At 72.6% G+C, this 25,546-nt stretch carries 24 protein-coding genes; 14 read left to right on the top strand and 10 right to left on the bottom strand.

The genetic code is table 11. The features are described 5' to 3' along the window. Positions 1 to 42 precede the first annotated feature (42 nt). The 4 genes from Q5694_RS13085 (at position 43) to Q5694_RS13070 (ending at position 5,046) form a co-directional block, all read left to right on the top strand. Entirely contained in the window at positions 43 to 1,029 is a 987-nt protein-coding gene (locus Q5694_RS13085) for a carbohydrate ABC transporter permease (RefSeq protein ID WP_333933008.1), read from the top strand. Continuing rightward, positions 1,026 to 1,913 (top strand): carbohydrate ABC transporter permease, encoded by an 888-nt coding sequence (locus tag Q5694_RS13080; protein ID WP_333933007.1) that lies wholly within the window; start codon positions 1,026 to 1,028, stop codon positions 1,911 to 1,913. The genes Q5694_RS13085 and Q5694_RS13080 overlap by 4 nt, the downstream gene beginning before the upstream one ends. Positions 1,914 to 1,953: 40 nt before the next feature. Then, positions 1,954 to 3,483 (top strand): beta-N-acetylhexosaminidase, encoded by a 1,530-nt coding sequence (locus tag Q5694_RS13075; protein WP_333933006.1) that lies wholly within the window; start codon positions 1,954 to 1,956, stop codon positions 3,481 to 3,483. A gap of 129 nt (positions 3,484 to 3,612) precedes the next feature. Further along, positions 3,613 to 5,046: a cellulose binding domain-containing protein gene (locus tag Q5694_RS13070; protein ID WP_333933005.1), complete on the top strand. Its 1,434-nt coding sequence runs from the start codon at positions 3,613 to 3,615 to the stop codon at positions 5,044 to 5,046. Between the two features lie 168 nt (positions 5,047 to 5,214). Here Q5694_RS13070 and Q5694_RS13065 read toward each other — a convergent pair whose 3' ends face one another. From Q5694_RS13065 to Q5694_RS13055, 3 genes are all read right to left on the bottom strand, one after another. Next, positions 5,215 to 5,649: a VOC family protein gene (locus tag Q5694_RS13065; protein WP_333933004.1), complete on the bottom strand. Its 435-nt coding sequence runs from the start codon at positions 5,647 to 5,649 to the stop codon at positions 5,215 to 5,217. 69 nt (positions 5,650 to 5,718) lie between these two features. After that, entirely contained in the window at positions 5,719 to 7,251 is a 1,533-nt protein-coding gene (locus tag Q5694_RS13060) for a glycosyltransferase family 2 protein (RefSeq protein ID WP_333933003.1), read from the bottom strand. Next, the gene (locus Q5694_RS13055) at positions 7,248 to 8,333 is read right to left on the bottom strand and encodes a HEAT repeat domain-containing protein (protein WP_333933002.1); all 1,086 of its coding nucleotides are present in this window, start codon (positions 8,331 to 8,333) and stop codon (positions 7,248 to 7,250) included. Before Q5694_RS13055 ends, Q5694_RS13060 begins: the two co-directional genes overlap by 4 nt. 245 nt (positions 8,334 to 8,578) lie before the next feature. Here Q5694_RS13055 and Q5694_RS13050 point away from each other — a divergent pair, with 245 nt between their 5' ends. Beyond that, complete coding sequence (locus Q5694_RS13050) at positions 8,579 to 9,820, top strand: sensor histidine kinase (RefSeq protein WP_333933001.1); 1,242 nt, start codon at positions 8,579 to 8,581, stop codon at positions 9,818 to 9,820. A 20-nt stretch (positions 9,821 to 9,840) separates the two neighbouring features. Here Q5694_RS13050 and Q5694_RS13045 read toward each other — a convergent pair whose 3' ends face one another. Next, positions 9,841 to 10,215, bottom strand: a complete 375-nt coding sequence (locus Q5694_RS13045) for a response regulator (protein WP_333933000.1) — start codon at positions 10,213 to 10,215, stop codon at positions 9,841 to 9,843. 385 nt (positions 10,216 to 10,600) lie between these two features. On the opposite strand from Q5694_RS13045, the gene Q5694_RS13040 reads away from it, so the two are divergent. Then, positions 10,601 to 10,753, top strand: a complete 153-nt coding sequence (locus Q5694_RS13040; RefSeq protein ID WP_333932999.1) for a hypothetical protein — start codon at positions 10,601 to 10,603, stop codon at positions 10,751 to 10,753. Positions 10,754 to 10,762: 9 nt separating this feature from the next. On the opposite strand, the gene Q5694_RS13035 is transcribed toward Q5694_RS13040, so the two are convergent. The 4 genes from Q5694_RS13035 to Q5694_RS13020 form a co-directional block, all read right to left on the bottom strand. Beyond that, complete coding sequence (locus Q5694_RS13035) at positions 10,763 to 12,178, bottom strand: oxygenase MpaB family protein (RefSeq protein ID WP_333933288.1); 1,416 nt, start codon at positions 12,176 to 12,178, stop codon at positions 10,763 to 10,765. Positions 12,179 to 12,264: 86 nt separating this feature from the next. After that, complete coding sequence (uppS, locus tag Q5694_RS13030; protein WP_443040875.1) at positions 12,265 to 13,038, bottom strand: polyprenyl diphosphate synthase; 774 nt, start codon at positions 13,036 to 13,038, stop codon at positions 12,265 to 12,267. 304 nt (positions 13,039 to 13,342) lie between these two features. Beyond that, positions 13,343 to 14,545 (bottom strand): NAD(P)/FAD-dependent oxidoreductase, encoded by a 1,203-nt coding sequence (locus tag Q5694_RS13025; protein WP_333932997.1) that lies wholly within the window; start codon positions 14,543 to 14,545, stop codon positions 13,343 to 13,345. A 101-nt stretch (positions 14,546 to 14,646) separates the two neighbouring features. After that, positions 14,647 to 15,591, bottom strand: a complete 945-nt coding sequence (locus tag Q5694_RS13020; RefSeq protein ID WP_333932996.1) for an RNA polymerase sigma-70 factor — start codon at positions 15,589 to 15,591, stop codon at positions 14,647 to 14,649. A 273-nt stretch (positions 15,592 to 15,864) separates the two neighbouring features. On the opposite strand from Q5694_RS13020, the gene Q5694_RS13015 reads away from it, so the two are divergent. From Q5694_RS13015 to Q5694_RS12980, 8 genes are all read left to right on the top strand, one after another. Beyond that, entirely contained in the window at positions 15,865 to 17,523 is a 1,659-nt protein-coding gene (locus Q5694_RS13015; protein WP_333933287.1) for an FAD-dependent oxidoreductase, read from the top strand. 331 nt (positions 17,524 to 17,854) lie between these two features. Next, positions 17,855 to 19,006 carry a SchA/CurD-like domain-containing protein gene (locus Q5694_RS13010; RefSeq protein WP_333932995.1) on the top strand — a complete coding sequence of 384 codons (1,152 nt, stop codon included), beginning with the start codon at positions 17,855 to 17,857 and terminating at the stop codon, positions 19,004 to 19,006. Positions 19,007 to 19,072: 66 nt separating this feature from the next. Next, on the top strand, positions 19,073 to 19,516 hold the full coding sequence (locus Q5694_RS13005) for a cupin domain-containing protein (protein ID WP_333932994.1): 444 nt from the start codon (positions 19,073 to 19,075) through the stop codon (positions 19,514 to 19,516). After that, the gene (locus Q5694_RS13000; protein WP_333932993.1) at positions 19,513 to 20,781 is read left to right on the top strand and encodes a beta-ketoacyl-[acyl-carrier-protein] synthase family protein; all 1,269 of its coding nucleotides are present in this window, start codon (positions 19,513 to 19,515) and stop codon (positions 20,779 to 20,781) included. Before Q5694_RS13005 ends, Q5694_RS13000 begins: the two co-directional genes overlap by 4 nt. Further along, positions 20,778 to 22,031 (top strand): ketosynthase chain-length factor, encoded by a 1,254-nt coding sequence (locus tag Q5694_RS12995; RefSeq protein ID WP_333932992.1) that lies wholly within the window; start codon positions 20,778 to 20,780, stop codon positions 22,029 to 22,031. Before Q5694_RS13000 ends, Q5694_RS12995 begins: the two co-directional genes overlap by 4 nt. A gap of 32 nt (positions 22,032 to 22,063) precedes the next feature. Beyond that, the gene (locus tag Q5694_RS12990; protein ID WP_333932991.1) at positions 22,064 to 22,318 is read left to right on the top strand and encodes an acyl carrier protein; all 255 of its coding nucleotides are present in this window, start codon (positions 22,064 to 22,066) and stop codon (positions 22,316 to 22,318) included. Between the two features lies 1 nt (position 22,319). Then, positions 22,320 to 22,799, top strand: coding sequence for an SRPBCC family protein (locus Q5694_RS12985; RefSeq protein WP_333932990.1), 480 nt, complete (start codon positions 22,320 to 22,322; stop codon positions 22,797 to 22,799). 20 nt (positions 22,800 to 22,819) lie between these two features. Continuing rightward, complete coding sequence (locus Q5694_RS12980; RefSeq protein WP_333932989.1) at positions 22,820 to 23,152, top strand: TcmI family type II polyketide cyclase; 333 nt, start codon at positions 22,820 to 22,822, stop codon at positions 23,150 to 23,152. A 116-nt stretch (positions 23,153 to 23,268) separates the two neighbouring features. Here the strand turns inward: Q5694_RS12980 and Q5694_RS12975 are convergent, their stop codons facing one another. Continuing rightward, entirely contained in the window at positions 23,269 to 24,297 is a 1,029-nt protein-coding gene (locus tag Q5694_RS12975; RefSeq protein ID WP_333932988.1) for a methyltransferase, read from the bottom strand. A gap of 91 nt (positions 24,298 to 24,388) precedes the next feature. Next, the gene (locus tag Q5694_RS12970; protein WP_333932987.1) at positions 24,389 to 25,492 is read right to left on the bottom strand and encodes a right-handed parallel beta-helix repeat-containing protein; all 1,104 of its coding nucleotides are present in this window, start codon (positions 25,490 to 25,492) and stop codon (positions 24,389 to 24,391) included. Between the last annotated feature and the right edge of the window lie 54 nt (positions 25,493 to 25,546).

Raw genomic sequence — 25,546 nt, 5'->3', positions numbered from 1 at the left:
CCCGCCGTACAGGCCCCTGACGACACCCAAGGAGGCGACACCGTGTCGGTCGTCCGCGACTCCAGTGCGCCACCCGCCCGGACCCGTCCGCCGGCGCGGCCACCCGCGAAGCCGCGACGCGGCAGCGCACCGCGGGCCGGCCGTGCGGGCCCGTGGCCCTACCTCCTCGCGGCCCCCACCGTCCTGGGCATGCTCTACCTCCTGCTCTACCCCCTCGCCCGCGCCGTGCTGATCTCCCTGCAGGACTTTCGGCTACGCCAACTCATCCGCGGAGACGCCCAGTTCGTGGGCCTGCGCAACTACCGCACGCTGCTGTCGGACGAGCGCTTCTGGCAGGTCGTACGCCGTACCTTCGTCTTCATGGCCGTGAACGTCGTCCTGATCATGCTGCTGGCCACTCTGGTCGCCCTGCTCATCGAGCGGCTCGGCCGCGTGGGGCGCACGGCCGTCCTCAGCGCGCTCGTCCTCGCCTGGGCGATGCCCGTCATCGCCGCCACCACCGTCTTCCAGTGGCTCTTCCACTCCGAGTTCGGCATCGTCAACTGGGCGCTGCAGCACCTCGGCTTCTCCTCGTTCGACCGCTACCCCTGGTTCGCCCACGGTCCGGCCGCCTTCACCATCCTCGTGCTGCTGATCGTCTGGCAGTCGGTGCCCTTCGCCGCCGTCACCCTCTACTCGGCCCTGACGACCGTCCCTGCGGAACTGTACGAATCGGCCCGCATCGACGGCGCCTCGGCCGGGCGCGTCTTCCGCGCCGTGACGCTCCCCGTGATCCGGCCGATCTTCATGCTGGTCCTCTCCCTGGAAGTCATCTGGACCTTCAAGGCGTTCGTCCAGATCTGGGTCATGACCAACGGCGGACCGGGCGACGCCACCACCATCCTGCCCGTCTACGCCGTCCAGACCGCCCTGTCGAGCCAGCGCTACGACCTCGGTTCCGCCGCCTCCATGGTCACCGTCCTGCTGATGACCGGCGTACTCGTCCTCTACTTCCGCCAGATGTTCCGCCAGGAGGGCGAAACCCCATGAGCACCGGCCCCCTGACCATCGCCTCCACACGTCGCGGCGTCGGAGCGGTGACACGCCCCCCGGTCCGCCGGCGCCTCCTGCTGAACTCCGCCGCCTGCCTGACGATCGCCGTGTGCCTCTTCCCCGTCTACTGGATGATCACCACGGCGTTCAAGCCCAGCCGGGACATCCAGTCCGGCACACCGCAACTCCTGCCGTACACCTGGACGCTGAAGCACTTCCGTACGGCTGTGGCGGCAGACGGCTTCGCACTGTTCTGGCGCAACAGCCTCCTGGTGACCGCCGGTGCCGTCCTGCTCGCCCTGGCCGTCGCCCTCGGCGCGTCGTTCGCGGTGGCCCGCATGCGGTGGCGCGGCAGACGGCAGTTCATGCTGCTGGTGTTCATCGCCCAGATGGCACCGTGGGAGGCACTGATCATCCCCGTGTACATCATCTCCCGCGACACCGGCATGCTCGACCGGTTGCCCACGCTCACGCTCGTCTACTTCATGATGACGCTGCCGTTCACCATCGTGGTGCTGCGCGGCTTCATCGCCGCCATCCCGCCGGAGCTGGAGGAGGCGGCGCAGGTCGACGGCTGCACACGCCGGCACGCCTTCCGCCACATCACCTTCCCCCTCCTCGCACCCGGACTGATGGCCACCTCCCTGTTCGGCTACATCACCGCCTGGAACGAGTTCGCCTACGCCAACTTCCTGATCATCAAGCAACAGGACAGCCGCACCCTGCCGGTCTGGCTGTCCTCGTTCCAGAACGTCTTCGGCACCGACTGGGGCGCCACCATGGCCGCCTCCACCCTCTTCGCGCTTCCCGCCCTCGCCGTCTTCCTCCTCCTCCAACGCCATGTGACCGCCGGTTTCGCCGCCGGCGCCGTCAAGGGCTGAGCCCGCGCCCCCACTCAGCCGCAACCTTCCGGAGACAGCCGTGACCCCGTCCTCGCCGCGGACCGCGCTCGTGCCCCGACCCGCCAAAGCCCGTGTCAAGGGCGGGCAGTTCACCTTCGACGCCGGCACCCGTATGCGCGTCACCGCGGGTGCCGAGCCCGCCGCCGACCTCCTGCGCACCCTCCTCGCACCCGCCACCGGACTGCCGCTGCCCCCGGCCGCCGACGGCCCCGTCGTCCTCGTCCTCGACACCGCCCTGACCGGACTGGGCAGCGAGGGCTACGGGCTGACCATCGGCCCCCAGTCCGTGCTCCTGCGCGCCCGCAGCGTCACCGGCCTCCTGCGCGGCGTGCAGACCATCCGCCAACTGCTGCCCGCGCAGGCCCTGGCCGCCTCCCCACGGCCCGGCGTGCGCTGGACCGTGCCCTGCGCCGACATCACCGACGTCCCCCGGCTGCCCTGGCGCGGAGCCATGCTCGACGTGGCCCGCCACTTCCAGCCGTTGCCCTACCTGCTGCGCTACGTCGACCTGCTCGCCCTGCACAAGATCAACGTGTTCCACCTGCACCTGACCGACGACCAGGGCTGGCGGATGCCCGTCTCCGCCTACCCCAAGCTCACCGAGATCGGAGGCCACCGCCGCCAGTCCCTGATCGGACCCGGCGGCGACCGCTACGACGGCACGCCCCACGGCGGCGCCTACACCAGGGCCGACCTCACCCGCCTCGTCGTCCACGCGGCGGCACGCGGCATCACGGTCATGCCCGAGATCGAGATGCCCGGCCACTCCCGGGCCGCCCTGGCGGCCTACCCGCACCTGGGCAACCGGCCCGGACGCACCCTCGACGTCTGGACGCGATGGGGGGTGTGCGACACGATCCTCGGGGTCCACGAGGAGGTCCTCGACTTCTGCCGGACCGTGTGGGAGGAGGTCATGGACGTCTTCCCCTCGCCCTACCTCCACATCGGCGGCGACGAATGCCCCACCACCGAATGGGAGCGGAGCCCGGCGGCCAGGAGCCGCGCCCGGAGCGAGGGACTGACCGGGCCGGCCGCCCTGCACGGCTGGTTCCTCGACCGCATCGGCACCTTCCTCACCCGGCAGGGACGGCGCCCCGTGGGCTGGGCGGAGACCGGCAGCGAACTGCCCGCCGGCTTCACCGCGATGGCCTGGCGCGACCCCGCACACACCCTGCACGCCGCCCGGCGCGGCCACGACGTGATCAACTCGTACCACCGCGCCACCTACTTCGACTATCCGCAGAGCGCCGGTCCCGACGAACCGCCCGGACAGCCCGGCGGCGTCGTAGGACTGCGGGACGTCCACGGCCACGACCCCGTACCCGGGACGGCACCCCCGCACACAGCCGCCCGCATCCTGGGCACCCAGGCCCACCTGTGGACCGAGTACGCCGCCACACCCGCCCGCATCGAGTACCTGACCTACCCCCGCCTGTGCGCCCTGGCCGACGTCGGCTGGACGGGCCCGACCACCTGGGCGGACTTCAGCGCCCGCCTGGCCGGCCACACGGCCCGCCTCGACGCGCTGCACGTCGGCCGCCACCCCTGAACCGCACCACGGCACCACCCGGCACCGCACCGAGGCACCACATCCGGCACCGCAGCACAGCACCGTCCGTGCTCGTCCGGCCGCCCCCGAGCGGCGGGACGACCCCACCCCCACCCGGAAGGAAACAGCATGCAACGGCGCACGACTCCCCAGCGGTGGCGCATCGCCGCAGCCGCCGCCGTGGCCCTGGCCACGGGAACCACCTCGCTGGCCGCCCTCACCGGCACGGCCAGCGCCGCCGGCGAAACCGTCACCGTCCAGTACCGCACCGGCGCCGGCTCGGCCACGGCCGACCAGTCCGAACCCTGGCTGAAGGTCAGGAACACCGGGACCGTCCCCGTCCAGCTCTCCACCGTCAAGGTGCGCTACTACTTCAAGGCCGACTCGGCCGCGGCCGGCTACCGCTTCGCCTGCTCCTGGGCGGTCAAGGGCTGCGCCAACATCACCGGCACCTTCGGAACCCTCGCGCACCCCACCGCCACCGCCGACCGTTACCTCGACATCGGCTTCACCGCCGGCGCAGGCAGCCTCGCACCGGGCTCCGACACCGGGGACATGCAACTGCGCTTCCACCGCACGGACTGGCAGCCGCTCAAGCAGAGCGACGACTACTCCTTCAGCGCCACCCGCACCACGTACGCCGACTGGCCGAAGGTCACCGCCCAGGTCTCGGGCAGCACGGTGTGGGGCACGGCCCCCGAGGGCAACGACCCCACCGACCCGCCGACCGATCCGCCCACCGACCCCCCGGCCGGCGGACAGACCCTCTTCGACGACTTCAACTACACCAGCTCCAGCGACCCGAGGATCTCCGCGAACGGCTGGAGCGTCCGGGCCAACTCCGGTGGACCCGGCGTGCCCGGAGCGACCTGGGCCCCCGAGAACGTGACCTTCGCGGCGTCCGGCGGCAACTCCGTGATGAACCTGCGCACGTCGACGGCGGGGACGGCCGCCAGCACCAAGCACACCGAAGTCCTCACCAAGGCGACGAAGTTCAAGAACGGTACGTACGCCGCCCGCGTCAGGTTCTCCGACGCGCCCGTCTCCGGCCCCGACGGCGACCGCGTCGTCCAGACGTTCTTCACCATCAACGACCTCAAGGCGCCGATGGCCGACGACTACGCCGAGTACGACTTCGAGTACCTGCCCAACGGCGGCTGGGGCGAGCCCGCCAACATCCTGTACACCACGTCCTGGGAGACCTACAACCCCGACCCCTGGCAGGCCGTCAACCAGCACACCGAGTCGCGGCAGAGCTACGCCGGCTGGCACGACCTGGTGCTCACCATCGACAACAGCAGCATCAAGTACTACGTCGACGGGCAGCTGTTCGGCACCCATGACGCCGCCTACCTGCCCGAACGCCCCATGTCGATCAACTTCAACCAGTGGCTGATCGACCTGGCGGGCCAGACCAGCACCACTCCGCGCGCCTACGACGAGCAGATCGACTACGTCCTGCACGTCAAGGACCAGGTGCTCACACCTGCCCAGGTCACGGCGAAGCTCAACGCGTACCGCACGTCCGGCACGACCTTCGAGGACACGGTCCCCAACCCCTGACCGGGAAGGGAACACCGCACGGCCCGGGGCTGCCCGCCACACCGACGGGCAGCCCTTCTCGTCGATCGGCCGAGACCGGCCCCGGCCGCGGAACTCCGGCCACGGACGCCGAACCGACCGGTCCCACCCCCGGATCCGACGGGCTTGTCGGACCCGGGATCCGTTCCGTCAGTCCAGGCAGAACTCGTTGCCCTCGACGTCCTGCATCACGATGCAGGACTCGTTCTCCTCGTCGGCGAGCAGCACCTGCACCTTCGTCGCCCCCAGTGCGATCAGCCGCTCCGCCTCCGCCTGCAGCGTGGCCAGCCGCTCCTCGCCCACCAGGCCCGTGCCCACGCGTACGTCGAGGTGCACGCGGTTCTTGACCACCTTGCCCTCGGGGACCCGCTGGAAGTACAGACGCGGCCCCTCGCCCGAGGGATCGCTGCACGCGAACCACGCGCCCCGCTTCTCCGGGTGCAGGGAGTCCTCGTACTCGGCCCAGGTGGTGAAGCCCTCCGGCGGCGGTGGTGCCACGTACCCCAGCACCTCGCACCAGAAGCGGGCGACCCGCTCCGGGTCCGCGCAGTCGAAGGTGACCTGGATCTTCCTGATCGTCGGCATCGGCGCACCATAGCAGGGGACTTCGTCTGGCTTCCCGCTCTTTCCGCCCGGCCCTCCGCGGCGCCCGGCTCAATGGGACGTGCCCCGGTCCCGAGGCGCCGCCGCAGGCGATCGCGCACCGGTCGGGGCCTGCCCGGCCGCCGTCTCCGGAACCGTGGCGTGGCTGCCGTGGTCGAGGGGTGTGGTCCCGGCGAAGCCGCTGCGGGTCATCTCGCCCCACACGGGCGTTCCCTTGCGCAGCGACGCCCACCACCCCTGCAGTCGCCACAGGGCCGTGAGCTGCCGGTAGCCGAGGTTCTCGACGACGGTGGCCGCGGCCACCGCGGCCAGGTCCCCGAGCCGGCGGTAGCGGTGCAGACCCAGCTCGTCCAGCAGCAGGGCGAGCAGCGAGAGCAGTACGGCGTAGCCGAAGGCCGCCAGCAGGAACAGCAGGGCCAGCGGCGCGGACACCAGCCCGAACCCGAAGCCGACGCAGACCGTGATCAGGCCCCACACCTCGAGCAGGGGGGCCAGCAGCTCGAACAGCACGAAATAGGGGTAGGCGACCATGCCGATGACGCCGTAGCGGGCACGCAGCAGCATCCGCCGGTGCCGCAGCAGCGTCTCGTACAGGCCCCGGTGCCAGCGTCTGCGCTGCCGGGCCAGGACGCGCCCGCTGTCGGGGACCTCGGTCCAGCAGACCGGCTCGGGGACGAACTCGATGCGGTAGGGGCGATGCCGGTCGCGCAGGTGCCGGTGCAGGCGCACGACGAGTTCGAAGTCCTCCCCGAGGGAGTCGGCGTTCATGCCGCCGACTCCCTCGGGGAGGACGTCACGGCGGTACAGGCCGAAGGCCCCGGAGATGATGAGCAGGCCGTGCAGACGGGCCCAGCCGGTGCGGCCCATGAGGAACGCCCGCAGGTACTCGACGACCTGGATGCGCGGGAGCCAGCCCTTGGGGACACGGGGTTCCGCGACCTGCCCGTGGCGTACGACGCTGTCGTTGACGGGACGGATGACGCCTCCGGCGGCGACGACGTGCAGCGGGTCGGCGACGAACGGCTGGGCGAGCGTCAGCAGGGCGTCCTCGTCCAGCAGCGAGTCGGCGTCCACCATGCACACCAGCGGGTGGGAGGCCAGATCGATGCCGAGGTTCAGGGAGTCGGCCTTTCCCGAGTTCTCGGTGCGCACGACGGTGAGGGGCACGGAGTGGGTGCTGACGTACACGGCACGGGCCGGTTCCCGCGAGGTGATCTCCTGGGGGCGCACGCGTTCCACCGGTACGAGTCCGAAGGCTTCGCGGAGCCGGTCGAAGGTGCCGTCGCGTGAACCGTCGTCGACCAGGACGACCTCGTGGCGCGGGTAGCGCAGGGCGAGCATGGCGCGCACGCTCTCGACGATGGTGGGCTCCTCGTTGTAGGCGGCGGTGACGATCGACACCGGTGGGGTGAGCGGGCTGGTGGCGAGGTCGTCCAGGCCGGTGAGCCGGCGGCGTCGAGCCAGACGGGGAATGGTGCGTCCGGCCACGACCAGCAGCACCAGGTACACGGTGTTCAGGGCGAGGAAGTAGCCGATCACCAGGTACTGGCTGAGGTGGACGAGGGTGACGACGACGTCCTTCACCGGTCGGAGCCTCCCCGGTCGTCGAACGCGGAGGAGAGGGCTTCACGGGCGTGCGCACCGGCGGCACCGGAACCGCGCGCCGCGTCGGTCAGCGCCCCCCTTCCCGGCCGGTCCAGGCGCAGCAGGGCGCGGGCCGCGGTGTGGGCCGGGCGGTAGGTGCCGTGCCGGAGGATCTGCTCCAGTGCGGGTACGGCGCTCTCGTCGCCGATCAGACCGAGCGCCTCAGCGGCGGCCGCCACCACCCGGCCGGAGGGGTCGGTGCGGACGGTCGCGGCCAGCGCGGGGACGGCCGCGGGTTCGCCGACCCGGCCCAGAGCCGCGGCGGCCGCCGCCCGCACCATCGCGGCGGGATCGTCCAGGGCCACCGACAGGGCCGGCAGCGCCCGGCGGTCCCTGATCAGGCCGAGCAGTTCCACGGCCAGGGCGCGGTGCTGCTCGTCGCCGCTTTCGGCCGCTGCTGCCAGAGCCTGGACGGAGGCCGGTCCGATGCGGACGAGCGCGTCGCCGACCAGGCCGGGGGCGACGGACCGGGGTGCGTCCAGGGTGGCCAGCAGCAGACCGGCGCTGACCGAGTCACCGAGTCGTCCCAGGGCGCGCACCGCCGTCTCGCGCACCGTGGCGCTGCGGTGCTCCAGCAGCCCGTGCAGGACGCGCCGCGCCTCGGGCCCGCGCACCGGGTCCGTCCGCAGACTGGGGCCGGTCAGGGCGAGCAGGGTCGCGGCCCGGGCCCGCCGCAGCGAACGGGGCCTGTCGGCGTGGGTCAGGGCCGTGTCGACGACGCCGCGCTGCACCAGGACGTCGGTGAGCGCCCGGTGCGCGCCTCCCTTGACGCGGCTCAGCAAGCGGGTGACGGCGGGCTCCACGGCCTGCCAGGAACGCCGGTCCAGTGCGGCCAGTGCCGCGCCGGCCGACGGGCTCTCACCGCCCGCTGTCTCCACGACGAGACGTCTGGCGGCCGTCGCCGCATCCCGGAGGGCGCGTTCCCGGCGGTTGCGCACCACCCGGGTGACGCCGAGCGCGAGCAGGCACAGGGCCGCCCAGGCCGCGGACACCAGCAGAACCGCCTGAGCCACCGTACGCATCGCTGTGCGCCCCCTTCACCGGTCACGCGTGCCAGCCTGGGGCGGCGCGTGGGCGCGGGCCAGAGAGCCTCGTGCGTTTGCCGCGGCGCGTCCCCCGCAGGGATGACCGGTCACCGCGCGGAAGACCGCGGTGACCGGCGTCCCACCCCGGTGGCAGGCGGTGGGTGCGTTGGCCGGCGTTGCGGGTGCCGGCAGGCCGGTGCAAGCTGCTGAGAGGACCGCACACGTGGGACTCGGGGGCAGGGATGGCCGAACGCGTGGACCCCGGCGACGACCCCGCCGAGCACCGCCGTCTCGCGGTGCTGGAGCGCTACGGCATCGTCGGGGCGCCCGCACCGCCGGACCTGGACGTGATCGTCCGGCTGACCGCGCGGGTGTGCGAGGCTCCGCAGGCCGCCGTGAACATCATCTCCGCCGACCGCCAGCACCAGATCGCCGCGGTCGGCATCGCCCCCACGGTGTGTTCGCGTTCGGACTCCATGTGCGCGGTGAGCATCAGCGCCCCCGGCCAGGTCCTGGTGCCGGACGCACGGCGGGATCCCCGGTTCGCCGCCAACCCCTGGGTGACCGCCCCCACGGGCGCCGTACGTTTCTACGCCGCCTCCCAACTGCACTCGCCCGAGGGCGAGACGCTGGGCACCCTGTGCGTGTTCGCCCAGGAGGTGCGGTCGCTGACCGAGCGGCAGCGCCGGGCGCTGGACGATCTGGCGTCCCTGGTCGTGGACGTCCTGGACCTGCACCGGCACCGGCAGTTGCTGCACCACGCGCTGCTGGCCGCCGACCAGGTCCGGGCCGAGCTGGAGCGCTCCAACTCGGCCCTGGAGCAGTTCGCCGGGCAGGTCGGCCACGACCTGAAGAACCCGCTGACCGGCATCACCGGTCACGCGGGCCTCCTCGCCGAGCTGCCGGGCGTGACCGAGGACGCGCAGGCGTCGGCCTTCGTCGGCCGTATCGAGGCGGCCACCTCCCGCATGAACCGCACCATCGAGGCCGCCCTGTCCCTGGCCCGCACCGGCGGACGGCTGGACCTCGCCGAGACCGACCTGCTGTGCGTGGCCCAGGAGGCCGTCGAGGACCTGCGCGAGGAGCTGACACGGGCGCGGGCACACGTGTGTCTCGGCATGCTGCCGGTCGTCCCCTGCGACGGCACGCAGATCCGCAGGCTCCTGCAGAACCTCGTGGCCAACGCGGTCAAGTTCCGCCGTCCCGACCGGCCCGCGCGCATCGAGGTGAGCTGCGACAACGACGCGGACGGCTGGAACCTCCGCGTCACCGACAACGGAGTGGGGATCCCGGCCGAGCAGCGCCGTCACGTGCTGGAACCCTTCGTGCGGCTGGACACCGGCGCACCCGGCTCCGGGATCGGGCTCGCCACCTGCCAGCGCATCGCGGTGGCACACCGCGGCACCCTCGCCGTCGACGCGGCGGCCGGCGGGGGCACGACGGTGACCTGTCACCTGCCCTACCCGCCCGGGACGCGGGACTGAGCGCTTTCCGGCGGCGCCGGTCAGGAACGCGAGCGGGCCAGGACGGCCTGGACCCGGCTGCCCACCTCGCGCGGACTGAACGGCTTGGCGATGTAGTCGTCCGCGCCGGCCGCGAACCCGGCCTCCACATCGCCCTCCTCGGACTGGGCGGTCAGCAGGATGACCGGAAGCGTGGCCGTCGCCGGGTTCTGCCGCAGCCGCCGGCACACCTCGACACCGGTCAGCCCCGGCATGCGCACGTCCAGCACGGCCAGGTCCAGGCTCCGGCTGCTCGCGATCCGCAAGGCCTCCGGGCCGTCCCGGGCGGCCAGCACCGTGTGGTGGGCGCTGCCCAGCTTGAAGGACACGACGTCCCGGACGTCCTCGTCGTCATCCGCCACCAGAATGGTCGCCACGGCACTCCCTGTCAGCGAACACTCGCGCGCGGATCGGCGTCCGCACGACCGTGGTCGCGGCCCGTCGCCCGGCCGCGCGCCGGGACCTTCCGAGTATCCCCCGGGGGTGCTGCGGCCGCCCGGCCGCAAAAGCCCCGCAGTGGACGGCTGCGGCGGCGCCGCGGGGGAGCGGAAAAGAGGTGCCGCCACAGCCGGCCTGAGGTGTGCGTGCCCACCGGGCGCCACCGCAGTCGTCAAACCACCCCCGCCGGTGAAACCTGAAACCCGCCCGGGCCCCAGGAGCCGCCGTGGCCGTCGCCGCGGGTGCGATCTTCATCCGCTCGGCCCATGGTGGTCCTGGACCTGCTGCGTCACGCCGCGCCCGGCACCGCTGTCAGGAGGCGTCATGATGGCCTTGGCACTGCTCACGCCCCTGGTGCTGCTGGGCGTGCTGTTCGCACTGGACGCCTTCGAGGGGTTCCTGTTCCCGCCGCCCGCGCCTCCCGACGCGCCGCCGCGGGAGACGACGGCCGCCCACCTGTACGCCGAGAGTGAGTGACCCGGTCCGTCACGCCTGCGCCAGGAGGGGATCGTAGGCGGTCGTGCGCCGGCGTCCGGCCATGAAGGACACGAAGTCGCCGACGAACGCGCTGCGGCTGTACGTACCGTCGGCGTCGGCGGTGTCCCGGTGGAACCCGGTGCGGAACAGCGCCCGGTACTCGTCGGCGTCGATGCGCTGGTCGCCGTCCCTGTCGGTGACGTCGAAGAGGACCTCGGCGACGCGGATCAGCGCCGGCCCGGCCAGGGAGGGGACGGCGTCGGCGTACTCACGGGCGCTGACCCGGCCGTCCCCGTCGGCGTCGAGGGCGGCCTGCAGCTCGCGCCACCAGTCCGCGTAGGCGTCGTAGAGCCGGGTCTCCTCGGGCTCGTCGAGGTCGAGGCGGCCGGACAGTTCCCGGGCCATGGCGGCCAGGTCGGGCCAGTCCAGGTATCCGTCGCCGGTCTGGTCGAGGACGTCCGCGAAGAACTCCTCCGCGCTCCGCTGCGCCGTGCCGGCCGCGGCGGGTTCCGGCTCCGGGTCCGCAGGCAGTGGGGTGATGAGGCGGATGAGGGCGCCGGCCCGCTTGATCCGGTCCCGCAGGGCGCTGATCGTCCGGGCACGGGGGTCGTCGCTGTCGGGCGAGAGCGTCAGCATCTCGGCGATGGTCTCGGCCTGGATCCAGCCCTCGGGCAGGAACCGGGCCAGACCGGCCGCGAGATAGGTGCCCTGCATCAGGGTCTGGACGCCCGCGATCTCCGGCAGGCCGGCCCGCCGCCGGAAGGGCTCCGGGAGGGACGCCACGGTGATCGCCCCGATGACCGGGCCGGCCACGGCCCGGCCGGTCGCCCACAGTGCGGGGAAGCCGTTGAGCACCGGAGGGGCGGGGAGGTGGTCGAACAGCTTGTAGAGGATGATCCGCATGGCCTCGGTGTTCTCCAGCTCCTCCGCGACCACCCGGTCGTAGTAGGGCCAGAACTCGTCGAGCGTGGAGGGCAGGTGGGAGGCGTCGCCCTCCATCGCGGCCAGGAAGGCCTGGAACTCGGCGTACAGCTGCTCCATGGTCTTCTGCTCCAGCGGCTGTCCGCTGAGGCGGCACATCGTGACGGCGCTCTCGAACATGGTCGCCACCACCCAGGCCCGCACGGCCGGGTCCATCGCGTCGTAGGGCCGCTCCCGCGCGTCGGTGCCGCGCAGCCGGGCGTGCATGCGGTTGAGCCGGGTCGCCTCCCGCTGCCGTACGTGCTCGTCGGCTCCGAACATCCGCCGCAGGCTCATGAACGTGTTGCCCAGTCGCCGCCACGGGTGGACGACGAACGTGGAGTTCTCGATCAGGGCGGCGCCGATCTGCGGGTGGGCCGCCTCGAGCACGGTCGCGCGGATCATGGCCAGTGCCCAGCGCGGGTCGTTGAAGAGCGTGTGGAACTGCGAACCCGGACCGAACAGGGGCTCTTCCGCCGTGTCGTGGGCCCCGGCCCCGTCATGTTCCGTACCGCCCCCGGCGGTGGAGGAGCGGGGGGTGTCTGCTGTCGTCACGATCGGGTCTCTCCGTTCTGGTTCGGCAGTACGCCGCCGAAGCGGCGGTCGCGCTGCCGGTAGGCGTGCAGGCAGTCGAGGAAGTCGGGTGCGCGGAAGTCGGGCCACAGCACCGGCGGGAAGACCCACTCGGCGTAAGCGACCTGCCAGAGCATGAAGTTGGAGATGCGCTGTTCGCCGGAGGTGCGGATGACCAGGTCGACGTCCGGGGTGTCGGGGAAGGGCAGGTGGTCGGCGAAGCTCCGCTCGGTGACCGCCTCGGCCGGCACCCCGTTGCGGATCAGCGACCGTGCCGCCTCGACGATGTCCCGGCGGCCGCCGTGGTCGAAGGCGACGGTCAGGGTCATCTGCCGGTTCTCGGCGGTCAGCGTCGTCAGATCGCGGATGTCGCGCGCCAGTTCGGCAGGGATGCGGGGATCGGTCATGCCGAGGAAGCGGCAGCGGATGCCGCGGGCGTGCAGCAGCGGGGCGTGCTTGCGCACCACGCGGCGGACCAGGTGCATGAGGAAGTCGACCTCGGCGTCGGGCCGTCGCCAGTTCTCCGTGGAGAACGCGTACAGGCTCAGCCAGCCGACACCCGCCGCCCGCGCCGCCTCGATGACGTCGATCACCGTCGTCTCCGCGGCCCGGTGACCCGAGGTCCGGGGGAGGGAACGCCGCGCCGCCCAGCGGCCGTTCCCGTCCATCACGCACGCCACGTGGCGTGGCACCGGTCGTGGCTCGGGCGCGGTCCCGCCGCCGTGCGGCGCGGCACGGGGAGGCGTGAGCACATCACTCGTCAACCGCTCTGCTGTCACGCCTGCCCCCCTCAGCACCCCGGCCGGCGCACCCCCGCGGGGAGGCGGCGCCCGACGGGCCCCCGCCGTCTTTCGATCACCAACGGCAGGTTGACAGCGATGAGGTGTCCGGGGTCGGCATACGTACGGGAATCACCCTTGGTACTGGTGTCCGATTCGAGGGGTCGTGGCGGCCGGTCGCGGCGCCGCGCACCCGTGCGGCCGGGCCCGGACGCGCCGGGCCGCGGCCGAAGCGGGCGCCCGGACCGGGGCGCCCGCTTAGGCCCGCTGCCGGTGGTCAGGCGGCGGCCTCGGCCTCCGTCACCGTCGCCGTGCGGGACGGCTCGGCGACGACCCGGCGGCGGCGCGTCGGGAGGCCCAAGGTCGGATGGGCGACGCCCCAGGCCGCGCCCTTGCAGACGAGCTCCTTGTAGGCCGCGGCGAGCCGGCCGGTGAGCGCCGAGCGGACCGCGCGGTCGTCGGCGGTGACGTACTGGATCAGCCCCTGCCTGCGGCCCAGCGAGATGCACTGGTTGACGTAGCGCAGGGGAATCGCGGGGAGCTTGCCGCCCGTCAGACGGGCCGCGATGGCGTCGGCGGCCTGCCAGGCGGTGGGGACGCCCGAGGCGCAGGACATCCGCAGCGGCTTGCCGCCCGGGCCCGCCACCAGGGCGGCGTCACCGATGGCGTAGACGTCCGGGTGGGACACCGAGCGCATCGTCGCGTCGACGACGATCTGGCCGGTCTCGCCGACGCGCAGGGTGGTGGCCTGCGCGATCGGGTGGACGGCGAAGCCGGTGGTCCAGACGGTGACCGCGGCGGGGACGGCCGTGCCGCCGGCGGTGACGACGCGGTCGGCCTCGACCGCGGTGACCTCCGCGTTCTCGTGGACGGTGATGCCGAGCCCGTCGAACACCTTCCGCAGGTGCCGGCGGCCCTTGTCGGACAGCCAGTCGCCGAGGGCGCCGCGGGCGGCGAGGGCGACGTCCAGGTCCGGGCGGGCCTCGGCGATCTCGGTCGCGGCCTCCACGCCGGTCAGGCCGCCGCCCACCACGACCACGGGCCGCCCCGCGTCCAGCCCGGCCAGACGTTCGCGCAGCCGCAGCGCGCCGGGGCGGCTCGCGATCTCGTGAGCGTGCTCCGCGGCGCCGGGAACACCCTGGTCGTTCCAGCCGCTGCCCAGGGCGTAGACGAGGGTGTCGTACTCCAGTTCCTCGGCGCCACCGCCGGTGGTCACCGTGACCCTCCTGGCGTCGACGTCGATGCCGGTCACCCGCGCGAGCTTCAGCGTCACGCCGGTGTCCGCGAACATCTCGCCGAGGGGCCGGGGTGCGAGCTCCCGGCCGACGGCGAGCTGGTGCATCCGGACGCGTTCGACGAAGTCGGGCTCGGCGTTGACCAGCGTGACGGCGACGTCGTCGCGGTGCAGCCGCTTGGCGATGCGCCCGGCGGCGGACGCTCCGGTGTATCCGGCTCCGAGAACGATGATGCGGTGCTGCATGGCCTGCTCCTGTCGTCAGCGGGTTCGCCTCTTGAACCGAGCGGCGTCCTGCTTCCTGACAGGCGGGCTGTGTGATGCGCGTCACATTGCAGGTGGGGGCGTCAGAAGACCCGGAGCAAGGGCTCCCCGTGCTCGCCGGCGGCCCACCGCCGCGTCGCGCGCTCCAGCTTGTCGGGGTTGACCTGGCTGCGGAACGCGGCGATGCCGTCGGCGCCGATCTCCAGGCACATGACGCCGACGACCCGGCCGTCGACCACCACCACCAGGGCGGGACCCCCGTTGGCGGTCGCGGCGTAGATGTCCGGGGAGCCGCCCACCAGGTCCCGCTTGGCCTTGCTCGGCTTGAACAGGCCCCGCATGAACGTGGCGACCGCGCGGGCACCCTCGAACGCCCGGGCCCGGGCCGGGACCTTCCCGCCGCCGTCACCGACGGCGACCGCGTCCTGGGTGAGGAGCCGGACGAGCGGCTCGGTGCGCCCGCTGGTGGCGGCCGCCAGGAACTCGTCGATGATCTTCCGTGCCGCTGCCTCGTCGACCTCGGAACGGGTCTTGCCGGCCGCGACGTGCTTCTTCGCGCGGTGGTGGATCTGCTGGCTGGCGGACTCGCTGATGTCGAGGATCTCGGCGATCTCCCGGTGCGCGTAGGCGAAGGCCTCCCGCAGCACGTACACCGCGCGTTCACTGGGGGACAGCCGCTCCAGCAGGACCAGGACGGCGTACGACACCGATTCGCGCTGCTCGGCCGTGTCCGCCGGGCCGAGCATCGGGTCCCCCGCGAGCAGCGGCTCGGGCAGCCACTGGCCGACGTAGGTCTCACGCCGGGCCCGGGCCGAGGTGAGCTGGTTGAGGCACAGGTTGGTCAGCACCTTGGTCAGCCAGGCCTCGGGAACCTCGATGCGGTCGACGTCGGCCGCCTGCCAGCGCAGGAACGTCTCCTGCACGGCGTCCTCGGCCTCGCTCGCCGAGCCGAGGAGACGGTAGGCGAGGGCCTCCAGGCGGGGCCTGGAGGCCTCGAAACGCTCCACGTCGCGCACGGTCAGCACCATGGCCCGGATCCTAACGGCACCGCTCGCGGCCCGCCGCGGGCCCTCGGCCGGCGGCCGGCGCCGGACGCGGGTGCGAAGCGCCGCGTGCCTCACGTCGTCGACCACCGTCCCGCTGGGGTACGGCACCCCGCGCAGCCTGGTCCCGAGCCCTCCCGCCGGGCGCGCGAAGCAGGCGGGTGAAGCCTGAGCCACCGTCAGCTTCCCGGGGCATGCATGAGGATCGCCGCCGTGTCCGGCCTGGCCGGCGGCATCGATGCGCTGGAGGCGAGAGTGATGAACGAACGAGCCGGGGGGACGGGCCCCGACACCGTCAGCGTCCCGGTCCTCATCGTGGGCGGCTCCCTGGTCGGCCTGTCGACGTCCTTGTTCCTGGGACGGCTGGGTGTGCCGCACGTCCTGGTGGAGCGTCACGCGGGCACCTCGATCCATCCCCGGGGCCGCGGCAACAACGTCCGCACGATGGAACTGTTCCGGGTGGCGGGCGTCGAGCAGGCGATCCGGGACGCGGCCGCCACCCTGGCCGTCAACCACGGCATCCTCCAGACGCCCACGCTGGTCGGCGACGCCGGCGAGTGGCTGTTCCGGGACATCGACCCGGGCGGCGGTCTGGCCCGCTTCAGCCCCAGCGGCTGGTGCCTGTGCAGCCAGAACGACCTGGAACCCGTCCTGTTCGACCACGCCCGCGCGCACGGCGGCGACCTGCGCTTCTCCACCGAGCTGATGTCGTTCGAGAGCGACTCCACCGGGGTGACCGCCCTGGTCAAGAACCGTGAGACGGGCGAGCACACCACCATCCGCGCGGACTACCTCGTCGCCGCGGACGGCCCGCGCAGCCCCGTGCGCGAGCAGCTCGGGATCACCCAGAGCGGACCCGGCGACCTGTTCCACAACGTCAGCCTCACCTTCCGCTCCCGCCGCCTCGCCGACGTCGTGGGCGACCGTCACTTCATCGTCTGCTACCTGACGAACCCCGAAGCCGACGGCGCCCTGCTGCCGGTGGACAACCGCGAGAACTGGGTCTTCCACGCCCCCTGGCACCCCGAGCAGGGCCAGAGTCTCGACGAGTTCACCGACGAGATGTGCACCGCACACATCCGCCGCGCGGTCGGGGTCGACGACCTCGACGTGGAGATCACCGGCAAGGCGCCCTGGCACGCCGCCCAGCGGGTCGCCCGCAGCTACCGGTCGGGCCGGGTCTTCCTGGCCGGTGACTCGGCCCACGAGATGTCCCCGACCGGTGCCTTCGGCTCCAACACCGGCATCCAGGACGCGCACAACCTGGCCTGGAAGCTGGCCGCGGTGCTCGACGGCTGGGCCGGGGAGGAACTGCTGGACACCTACGACGCCGAGCGCCGGCCCGTCGCCGAGGCCACCAGCGCCCGGGCCGCCGCCCGGTCGGCCGAGCACAGCCACCCCGGTTTCGCCCCGCCCCCCGGAGCGGGCGGCGCGGGCCCGCAGCGGGGCATCCTGAACGTCGCCCTCGGTTACCGCTACACACAGGGCGCCGTCGTCGGAGCCGACCCCGAGGCCCCGGTGGTGCCCGAGGGCCTCGACCTGACCGGCGCGGCCGGTACCAGGGCACCGCACCTGTGGGTGCGCCGCGGGAGCGACCGGATCTCCACCCTCGACCTCTACGAGCGGGCCCCGGTGCTGCTCAGCGACGCCGACGAGCCGAACGGGTGGCACGACGCCGCCGTCCGCCTCGCCGACGAGCTGTCCCTGCCACTCAAGTCCTACCGGGTGGGCGGCGGAACCCGGGCCGAGCTGGTCCCGGAGGACTCCGCCGACTTCACGGAGCGCCACGGCACCGCGCCCGGCGGTGCCGTGCTCGTCCGGCCCGACGGTTTCGTGGCCTGGCGGTCCCGGGGAGCGGAGGCGGACGCCGAGGCGGTGCTGCGGGACGTCCTGCGAACCGCGCTGGCCGTGCACTGAGACCCGTCCTCGTCGTGGCCCGGCGGCCGACCGCCGGGCCACGACGACGTCCGTCGGGGGCACCCCGACCTCCCCGGGCGCGTGTAGCGAGCAACCATCCGCGCCCGGCCCGGGCCGTCACCTGTGCGGGGGAGCACGGGCGGCGCACCCGCGAGAACACGGTTCGGCAGGCCCGCCCCGGCATATGCCCCCCGGCCGCCCCCGCCGCATCACTCCTGCACTACACCCGAGTCGCGCGATGCGTGGAATCGGCCACAGGATCGAGGAACGCCGACGTCGCCCCACTGCGACCGGCGCCCACTTTTCCCTCCGCGAAGGAGCTGTGCGCAGGATGACCACCACGTCCGAACGGGCCGCAGGTTCACGGGTGCGGCAGGCGTCGCACCATGTCTCCCAGTCCGTGTTCGACGGCTCCCGGCTGCGAGTCGTCCTCCTGGTCGACGTCAACGACGGCGCGCAGCAGGAGTTCCTCGAAGCCTACGAGCAGTTGTGCAACCAGGTCGCGTCCGTCCCCGGGCACGTCAGCGACCAGTTGTGCCAGTCGATCGAGAACCCCTCGCAGTGGCTCATCACCAGCGAGTGGGAGAGCGCCCCGCCCTTCCTCGCGTGGGTCAACAGCGAGGAGCACGTGCAGATGGTGCGGCCGCTGCACAACTGCGTGCGCGACACCCGTTCGCTGCGTTTCCACGTCGTCCGCGAGACCGGCGGCCCGGCGGACGGCCCCGACGCGGCGGAGCGCCGGCTGCAGGCGGCCCCCCGGATCGGTGACGGTGTCATCCGGCACGCGCTGACCTTCACGGTCAAGCCGGGCAATGAGGACGTCGTCGCCAAGATCCTCGCCGAGTACGCCTCGCCCGAGCCGAAGGTCGACGACTCCACCCGGCTGTGCCGCACCTCGCTGTTCATGCACGGCAACCGGGTCGTGCGGGCCGTCGAGGTGCGCGGCGACCTGCTGGCGGCACTGCGCCACGTCGCCCGCCAGCCCGAGGTGCGGGCCGTCGAGGAGGCCATCAACCCGTACCTGGAGCAGGACCGGGACCTCAACGACCCCGAGTCCGCCCGGGTCTTCTTCACCCGCGCCGCGCTGCCGGCCGTCCACCACGTGAGTGCCGGGGACCAGGATGAGCGGGCCGAGCGGCACGCCCTGTACTACCCGGCCCGCCCGGAGTGCGGCATGCGGCTGGCCGAACTCCTGGCCCGCCAGGACGAGGCGGCGGCGGACGACCCGCGCAGCCCGGTCCTGCGCAGCACGATCTTCCAGCGCGACGACGTCGTCGTGCGGCTGGTCGACGTGCGCGGTGCGCTGGAGGACGCAGACCCCGCCCGCATCCTCGGCCTGTCCGACCCGGCCCGGACGGCCGAGCTGACGACGCTCCTCGACGACGCCGCAGGCGCGGCGGCGTCCACGGACGCCGACCCGGCCCGCCTGCTGGAACTGGCGCGCATGGAGTTCGTCACCGACCGCCGGGCGCCCGACGCCTGACCGCCAACCCGGGAGAGGCGATGCCCGCCTCTCCCACGCCGGTGCAGCACATCAACGGAGGAACGCGTGATCACATCCCGTCACAAGATCGTGAGCCTGAACGACGTCGAGCCCAACCGCCGGCGAGGTGGTGACCTGCGCGCCATGCTCACCCCGGCGGCGGTGGGCGCCACCAGCGGATTCATGGGCGTGGCCCTCATCGAGCCCGGTGACCGCATCGGTGAGCACTACCACCCGTACTCGGAGGAGTTCGTGTACGTGGTGTGCGGGCAGCTGGAGGTCGACCTCGACGGAGAGCCGCACCCGCTCCTGCCCGAACAGGGGCTGTTGATCCCGATCAACGTGCGCCACCGCTTCCGCAACGTCGGCAACGTGGAGGCGCGGCTGGTGTTCCACCTCGGTCCCCTCGCCCCGAGCCCGCCGCTGGGCCACGTGGACACCGAGGAGACCGACGCCGGGTCCGCGGTGGTGGGGGCGGAGGCGGCCGGACGAGACCAGGTCCCGTCATGACCCGACGTGTGGCGGTCACCGGTATAGGCATCGTCGCGCCCGGCGGCATCGGGGTACCCGCCTTCTGGGATCTGCTGTCGGCCGGGCGCACGGCGACACGTGGCATCACGTTCTTCGACCCGGCGGGCCTGCGCTCGCGGATCGCCGCCGAGTGCGACTTCGACCCCGCCGCCCACGGACTGGACGCGCGCGAGGTAGAACGCTCCGACCGCTACATCCAGTTCGCCCTCGTGGCGGCGGACGAAGCGGTACGGGACGCCGGTCTCGACGCCGGTGCCGAGAACCCGTGGCGCGTCGGCGTCTCGCTGGGCACGGCGGTCGGCGGCACCACCCGGCTGGAGAACGACTACGTCCTGGTCAGCCACGGCGGCGAACGCTGGGACGTGGACCACCGCAAGGCGGGCGCCGACCTGCACCGCGCGTTCTCGCCCAGCACCCTGGCCTCGACGGTCGCGGAGCGGTTCGGGGCGCGCGGGCCGGTGCAGACCGTCTCCACGGGCTGCACCTCCGGGCTGGACGCGGTGGGCTACGCCTTCCACACCGTCGAGGAAGGCCGGGCCGACGTCTGCATCGCGGGTGCCTCGGACTCGCCGATCTCCCCGATCACCATGGCCTGCTTCGACGCCATCAAGGCCACCTCCCCCAACAACGACGACCCGGCCCACGCCTCGCGTCCCTTCGACGCCGACCGGGACGGATTCGTCATGGGCGAGGGCGGCGCCGTCCTGGTCCTGGAGGAGCTGGAGCACGCCCGGGCCCGCGGCGCCCACGTGTACTGCGAGCTCGGCGGCTACGCCACGTTCGGCAACGCCTACCACATGACCGGCCTGACCAGCGAGGGCGTGGAGATGGCCCGCGCGATCGAGGACGCCCTCGACCACGCGCGGCTCGACCCCACCGCCGTCGACTACGTCAACGCGCACGGCTCGGGCACCAAGCAGAACGACCGCCACGAGACCGCCGCGGTGAAACGGGTGCTGGGCGCGCACGCCTACGAGACCCCGATGAGTTCCATCAAGTCGATGGTGGGCCACTCCCTGGGCGCCATCGGGGCGATCGAACTCGTCGCCTGCGTGCTGGCCCTGGCCCACCAGGTGGTCCCGCCGACCGCGAACTACGAGACGCCCGACCCCGAGTGCGACCTGGACTACGTCCCGCGCGTCGCCCGCGAGCGCAGGCTCGACAGCGTGCTCTCGGTGGGCAGCGGGTTCGGCGGCTTCCAGTCCGCGGTGGTCATGAGCCGGCCGAGGGAGAGGACACGATGAACGCACCCCGCCCACGGCGCGCGGCCGTCACGGGAGTCGGTGTGATCGCGCCCAACGGATCCAGTACCGAGACCTTCTGGAAGTCCACCCGGGAGGGCATCAGCGTCCTGGACCGCGTCACCCGGGAGGGCTGCGAGCACCTGCCGCTGCGGGTGGCGGGCCAGGTGCGCGACTTCGACCCCTCGGCGGCGATCGAGGAGCGCTTCCTCGTCCAGACCGACCGGTTCACGCACTTCGCGATGGGCGCGGCCGACCTCGCCCTGGACGACGCCCGCCTGCCCCGCTCGGAGACCGACAACGCCCCCTTCTCCGTCGGGGTGGTCACCGCGGCCGGTTCCGGCGGCGGCGAGTTCGGCCAGCGCGAACTGCAGCAACTGTGGGGCAAGGGCAGCCGCTACGTAGGCCCCTACCAGTCCATCGCCTGGTTCTACGCCGCCAGCACCGGCCAGATCTCCATCCGCCGCGGTTTCAAGGGCCCCTGCTCGGTGGTGGCCGCCGACGAGGCCGGCGGCCTGGACGCCCTCGCCCACGCGGCACGGGCGGTGCGCCGCGGTACCGACGTGATCGTGGCCGGATCGACCGAGGCACCGATCGCGCCCTACTCGGTGGTCTGCCAGCTCGGTTACGAAGAGCTGAGCACGGCCGACGACCCGGCCCGTGCCTACCGCCCGTTCACCTCCTCGGCCTGCGGGTTCGTCCCCGCGGAAGGCGGCGCCATGGTCGTCGTCGAGGCGGAGGAGATGGCCCTGGCGCGGGGTGCCCGGGTGCGGGCCCACCTGGCCGGTCACGCGGCCACCTTCACCGGCGCCTCCCGCTGGGAGGAGTCCGCGGAGGGACTCGCCCAGGCCGTGCGCGGCGCCCTGGCCGAGGCCGAGTGCGCGCCCGAGGAGATCGACGTGGTCTTCGCGGACGCCCTCGGCGTACCGTCGGCCGACCGCGCCGAGGCCCTCGCCCTCGCGGACGCCCTGGGGGCCCACGGCACCCGGGTGCCCGTCACCGCGCCCAAGACCGGTATCGGCCGGGGCTACTGCGCGGGACCGCTGATGGACGTCGCGGCAGCGGTGCTCTCCATGGAGCACGGGGTGATCCCGCCGACGCCGAACGTCTTCGACATCTGCCACGACCTCGACCTCGTGACCGGCCGGGCCCGTACCGCCGAGGTGCGCACGGCCCTGGTCCTCAGCCGTGGGCTCATGGGGTCGAACTCGGCGCTGGTGCTGCGGCACGGCGCCACCGGTGCCTCGTCCTGAGGCGCCGCGGAACCGGAGAGGAAGGAAACGCCATGAGTGACCGCATCACCGTGGAAGAGCTGTCCGAACTGATGAAGAAGTGCGCCGGCGCCACCGTCAGCCCGGCCGAACTGCGCGAGGAAGGGGCGCTGTTCGAGTCCATGGGCGTCGACTCGCTGGGCCTGCTGGGCATCGTGGGCGAACTGGAGAACCGGTACGGCACCCCGATGCCGACCGACGCCGAGCGCTCCAAGTCGCCCCGGCAGTTCCTCGACCTGGTCAACGGCGCCCTCATGGCGGGAGCGTGACATGGCCGGGCACACGCGGAACGAGATCACGATCGCCGCACCCGTGGACCTGGTGTGGGAGGTGACCAACGACCTGGAGAACTGGCCGCAGTTGTTCAGCGAGTACGCCTCCGTCGAGATCCTGGCCCGGGAGGGCCGCAGGACGACCTTCCGGCTCACCATGCACCCCGACGACAACGGCACCGTGTGGAGCTGGGTGTCCGAACGGGAGCCGAACCGCGACACCCTCACGGTCGACGCCCGCCGGGTCGAGACGGGTCCCTTCGCCCACATGGACATCCACTGGCAGTACGAGGAAGTACCGGGCGGCACCCGGATGGTGTGGACGCAGGACTTCGCGATGAAGCCGGACGCACCGGTCGACGACGCCTGGATGACGGACAACATCAACCGCAACTCCAAGGTGCAGATGGGCCTGATCCGCGACCGCATCGAGAAGATCGCCGCGGAGCGCGGCGAGAGTCCCGGTCTGACCCGTTGAGCCGGACGGAGAACACCGCCATGCACCAAGCCCTGATCGTCGCCCGGATGGCCCCGGGATCGGCGCCCGACATCGCCAAGGTGTTCGAGGAGTCCGACCGCGGGGAGCTGCCGCACCTCGTCGGCGTGACCCGGCGCAGCCTCTTCCAGTTCGGCGATGTGTACATGCACCTGATCGAGTCCGACCGCGAGCCCGGGCAGGCCATCGCCCAGGTCGCCGGGCACCCCGAGTTCCGCGACATCAGCGAACGGCTGGCCGCCTACGTCAGCGCGTACGACCCGGCGACCTGGCGTTCCCCGAAGGACGCCATGGCGCAGCGCTTCTACCTCTGGGAGCGCGAGCCGGCGGGCTGAGACGCCGCCGGCCCTCACCGGTCGCCGGGTCCACGACGTGGTGGACCCGGCGACCGGTGTCTGCGGGTGCCGAAGGCGCCCCGGGATCACCGGGCGCCCTGCGCCGTGCGATCGGGTCAGCCGGGGATGTGGCAGTCGAACGCGTGCAGATACGGGTTGACCGGGCTGATGTCGTCGATCACCAGTCCCGCTCGGGTCAGCCGGTCCACCATGCTTTCGGTGGTGTGCTTGGCCCCGCCCACGTTGAGGAGCAGCAGCAGGTCCATCGCGGTGCTGAACCGCATCGAGGGCGTGTCGTCGACGAGGTTCTCGATGACCACCACACGCGTCCCCGCGCCACCGGCCTCGCGGACGTTGCGCAGGGTGCGCGCGGTGCTCTCGTCGTCCCATTCCAGGACGTTCTTGATGACGTAGACGTCGGCCTTCACCGGGACGGCCGAACGGACGTCACCCGGCACCACGCGCGCCCGGTCCGCGAGGTCCCCGCCCGGCAGGAGCCGCGGCACCGCGTTCTCCACCACCCGGGGGAGGTCGAGCAGTGTGCCCTCCAGGGTCGGGTACTTGTCCAGCAGGCTCGCCACCACGTGCCCCTGGCCGCCGCCGATGTCGGCGACCGACGCGCACCCCGTGAGGTCGAGGAACCGGGCGACGTCCTGCGCCGACTGCACGCTGGAGGTCGTCATGGCGCGGTTGAAGACGTCGGCGGACTCCGGGGCGTCCTCGTTGAGGTAGGGGAAGAACTCCTTGCCGTACAGGTCCTTGACCACGCTGCGGCCGGTGCGCACCGCCTCGTCCAGCTTCGGCCAGACGTCCCAGGTCCACGGTTCGGTGCACCACAGGGCGATGGCCCGCAGGCTCTCGGGATCGTCCTCGCGCAGCAGCCGGGAGACGTCGGTGTGCGCGAACGTGCCGTCGGGGCGCTCGCTGAAGACGCCGTAACAGGACAGCGCGCGCAGGAGCCGCCGCAGCGGGGCGGGTTCCGTCTTCACCGACGCCGCGATGTCCTCCACGGCCATCGGTGTGTCACCGAGGGCGTCGGCCACGCCCAGCCGGGCGGCCGCGCGCAGGGCGGCGGCACAGGCCGCCCCGAATACGAGCTCCCGCAGCCGCATGGACGGCGGAGGAGCGGGCTGAGTGGTCGTCATGTGCCGCCTTCCTGGTCGATTCACGTGAAGCACGAGGGTCGTCGGACGTGCGTGGGGCCGGCGGGGACGGGTGCGGATCGACGGCGAACCGTCAGCACAGACCGGCGGGTTGCGAGGAGACGCAGGAGTTGCCCTGGAACGTGTTGCCCACGCCCGGGTCCGTGTTGACCAGGTCCGCAGGGGCGTTGCCGCTCAGCAGGTTGTCGCTGATCCGGTTCCGCTCGCTGGTCGTGCCCACGAAGCTCTTGAACACGACGATGCCGCCCGACAGCGGGGACCGGCCGGCGTTGTCCCTGATCACGTTGTGGGTGATCACGTTGTCGTCGGTGCCCGTCAGGACGATGCCGGAGCCCTGCAGGGCGTCGAGCCGCGCGGTCTTCGGGCAGGACTTGTTGTTGCGCTCGATCCGGTTCTCGCGCACGGTCACCCGGCCGGCCTTGGGCTTGTTCTCGTCCCCGACGACGAACACCCCCGCGCAGTTGCCCGTGAGGTGGTTGCCGGCGACGGTCAGGTCGCGCAGCCGCCGCACGGTGACGCCGATCCGGTTGCCCTCCAGCCGGTTGCGCTCCACCACCGTGCCCCCGGCGTCCGAGGCGCCTTCCTCCTCCGTCACCGTGTTGGCGAGGAACAGGCCCGCGTCACCGTTGTCCCGGGCGGTGTTGCCGCGGAACACCCCGCGCGGCGAGCGCTCGGTGGCGATGCCCCACACCCCGTTCCCGACCGCGGTGACGTTCCGCACGGTCAGTGCCTCGGCGGAGTGGGCGTAGACGCCGGTCTTGCGGAAGCCGGTGACCGTCAGGGAGGCGATGGTGACGCCCTCGACGCTGCCGGCCTTCGTGCCCGTGACGCAGATGCCGTTGCCGGCGGCGGCACACGTTCCGGAGGAGGCCGAGGAGACCGAGGAGGCTTCGGCGGCGCCGGAGGCGCCCGTGGCCGCCGCCGGCCGGAGCACGGTGCCGCGGCCCATGCCGCGCAGGGTGATCCCCGGCGTGGTCACGTCGACGCTGCCGTGGTGGACGCCGTGTGCCAGCAGCACGATGTCACCGGGCCCGGCGGCGTCGACCGCCTGCTGGATCGAGTCGCCCGGCTTCACCAGACGGACCGTGTGGGCGGCGGCGGTCGACGGGGCGGCACCCAGGCTCGTCCCGAGCAGCGCGGCCGTGCACGCCAGATACGCGATATGGCATTTGTTCATATCGCGCAGGTTATGTTCACCGAGGCCCGGAACCGGTGCGATGGGCCATCCGGT

The sequence above is a fragment of the Streptomyces sp. AHA2 genome (genome assembly GCF_036857595.1).
GTDB lineage: Bacteria > Actinomycetota > Actinomycetes > Streptomycetales > Streptomycetaceae > Streptomyces.
Note: the sequence above shows the minus strand (reverse complement) of the source record. Positions and strands in the feature narration are given on the sequence as shown.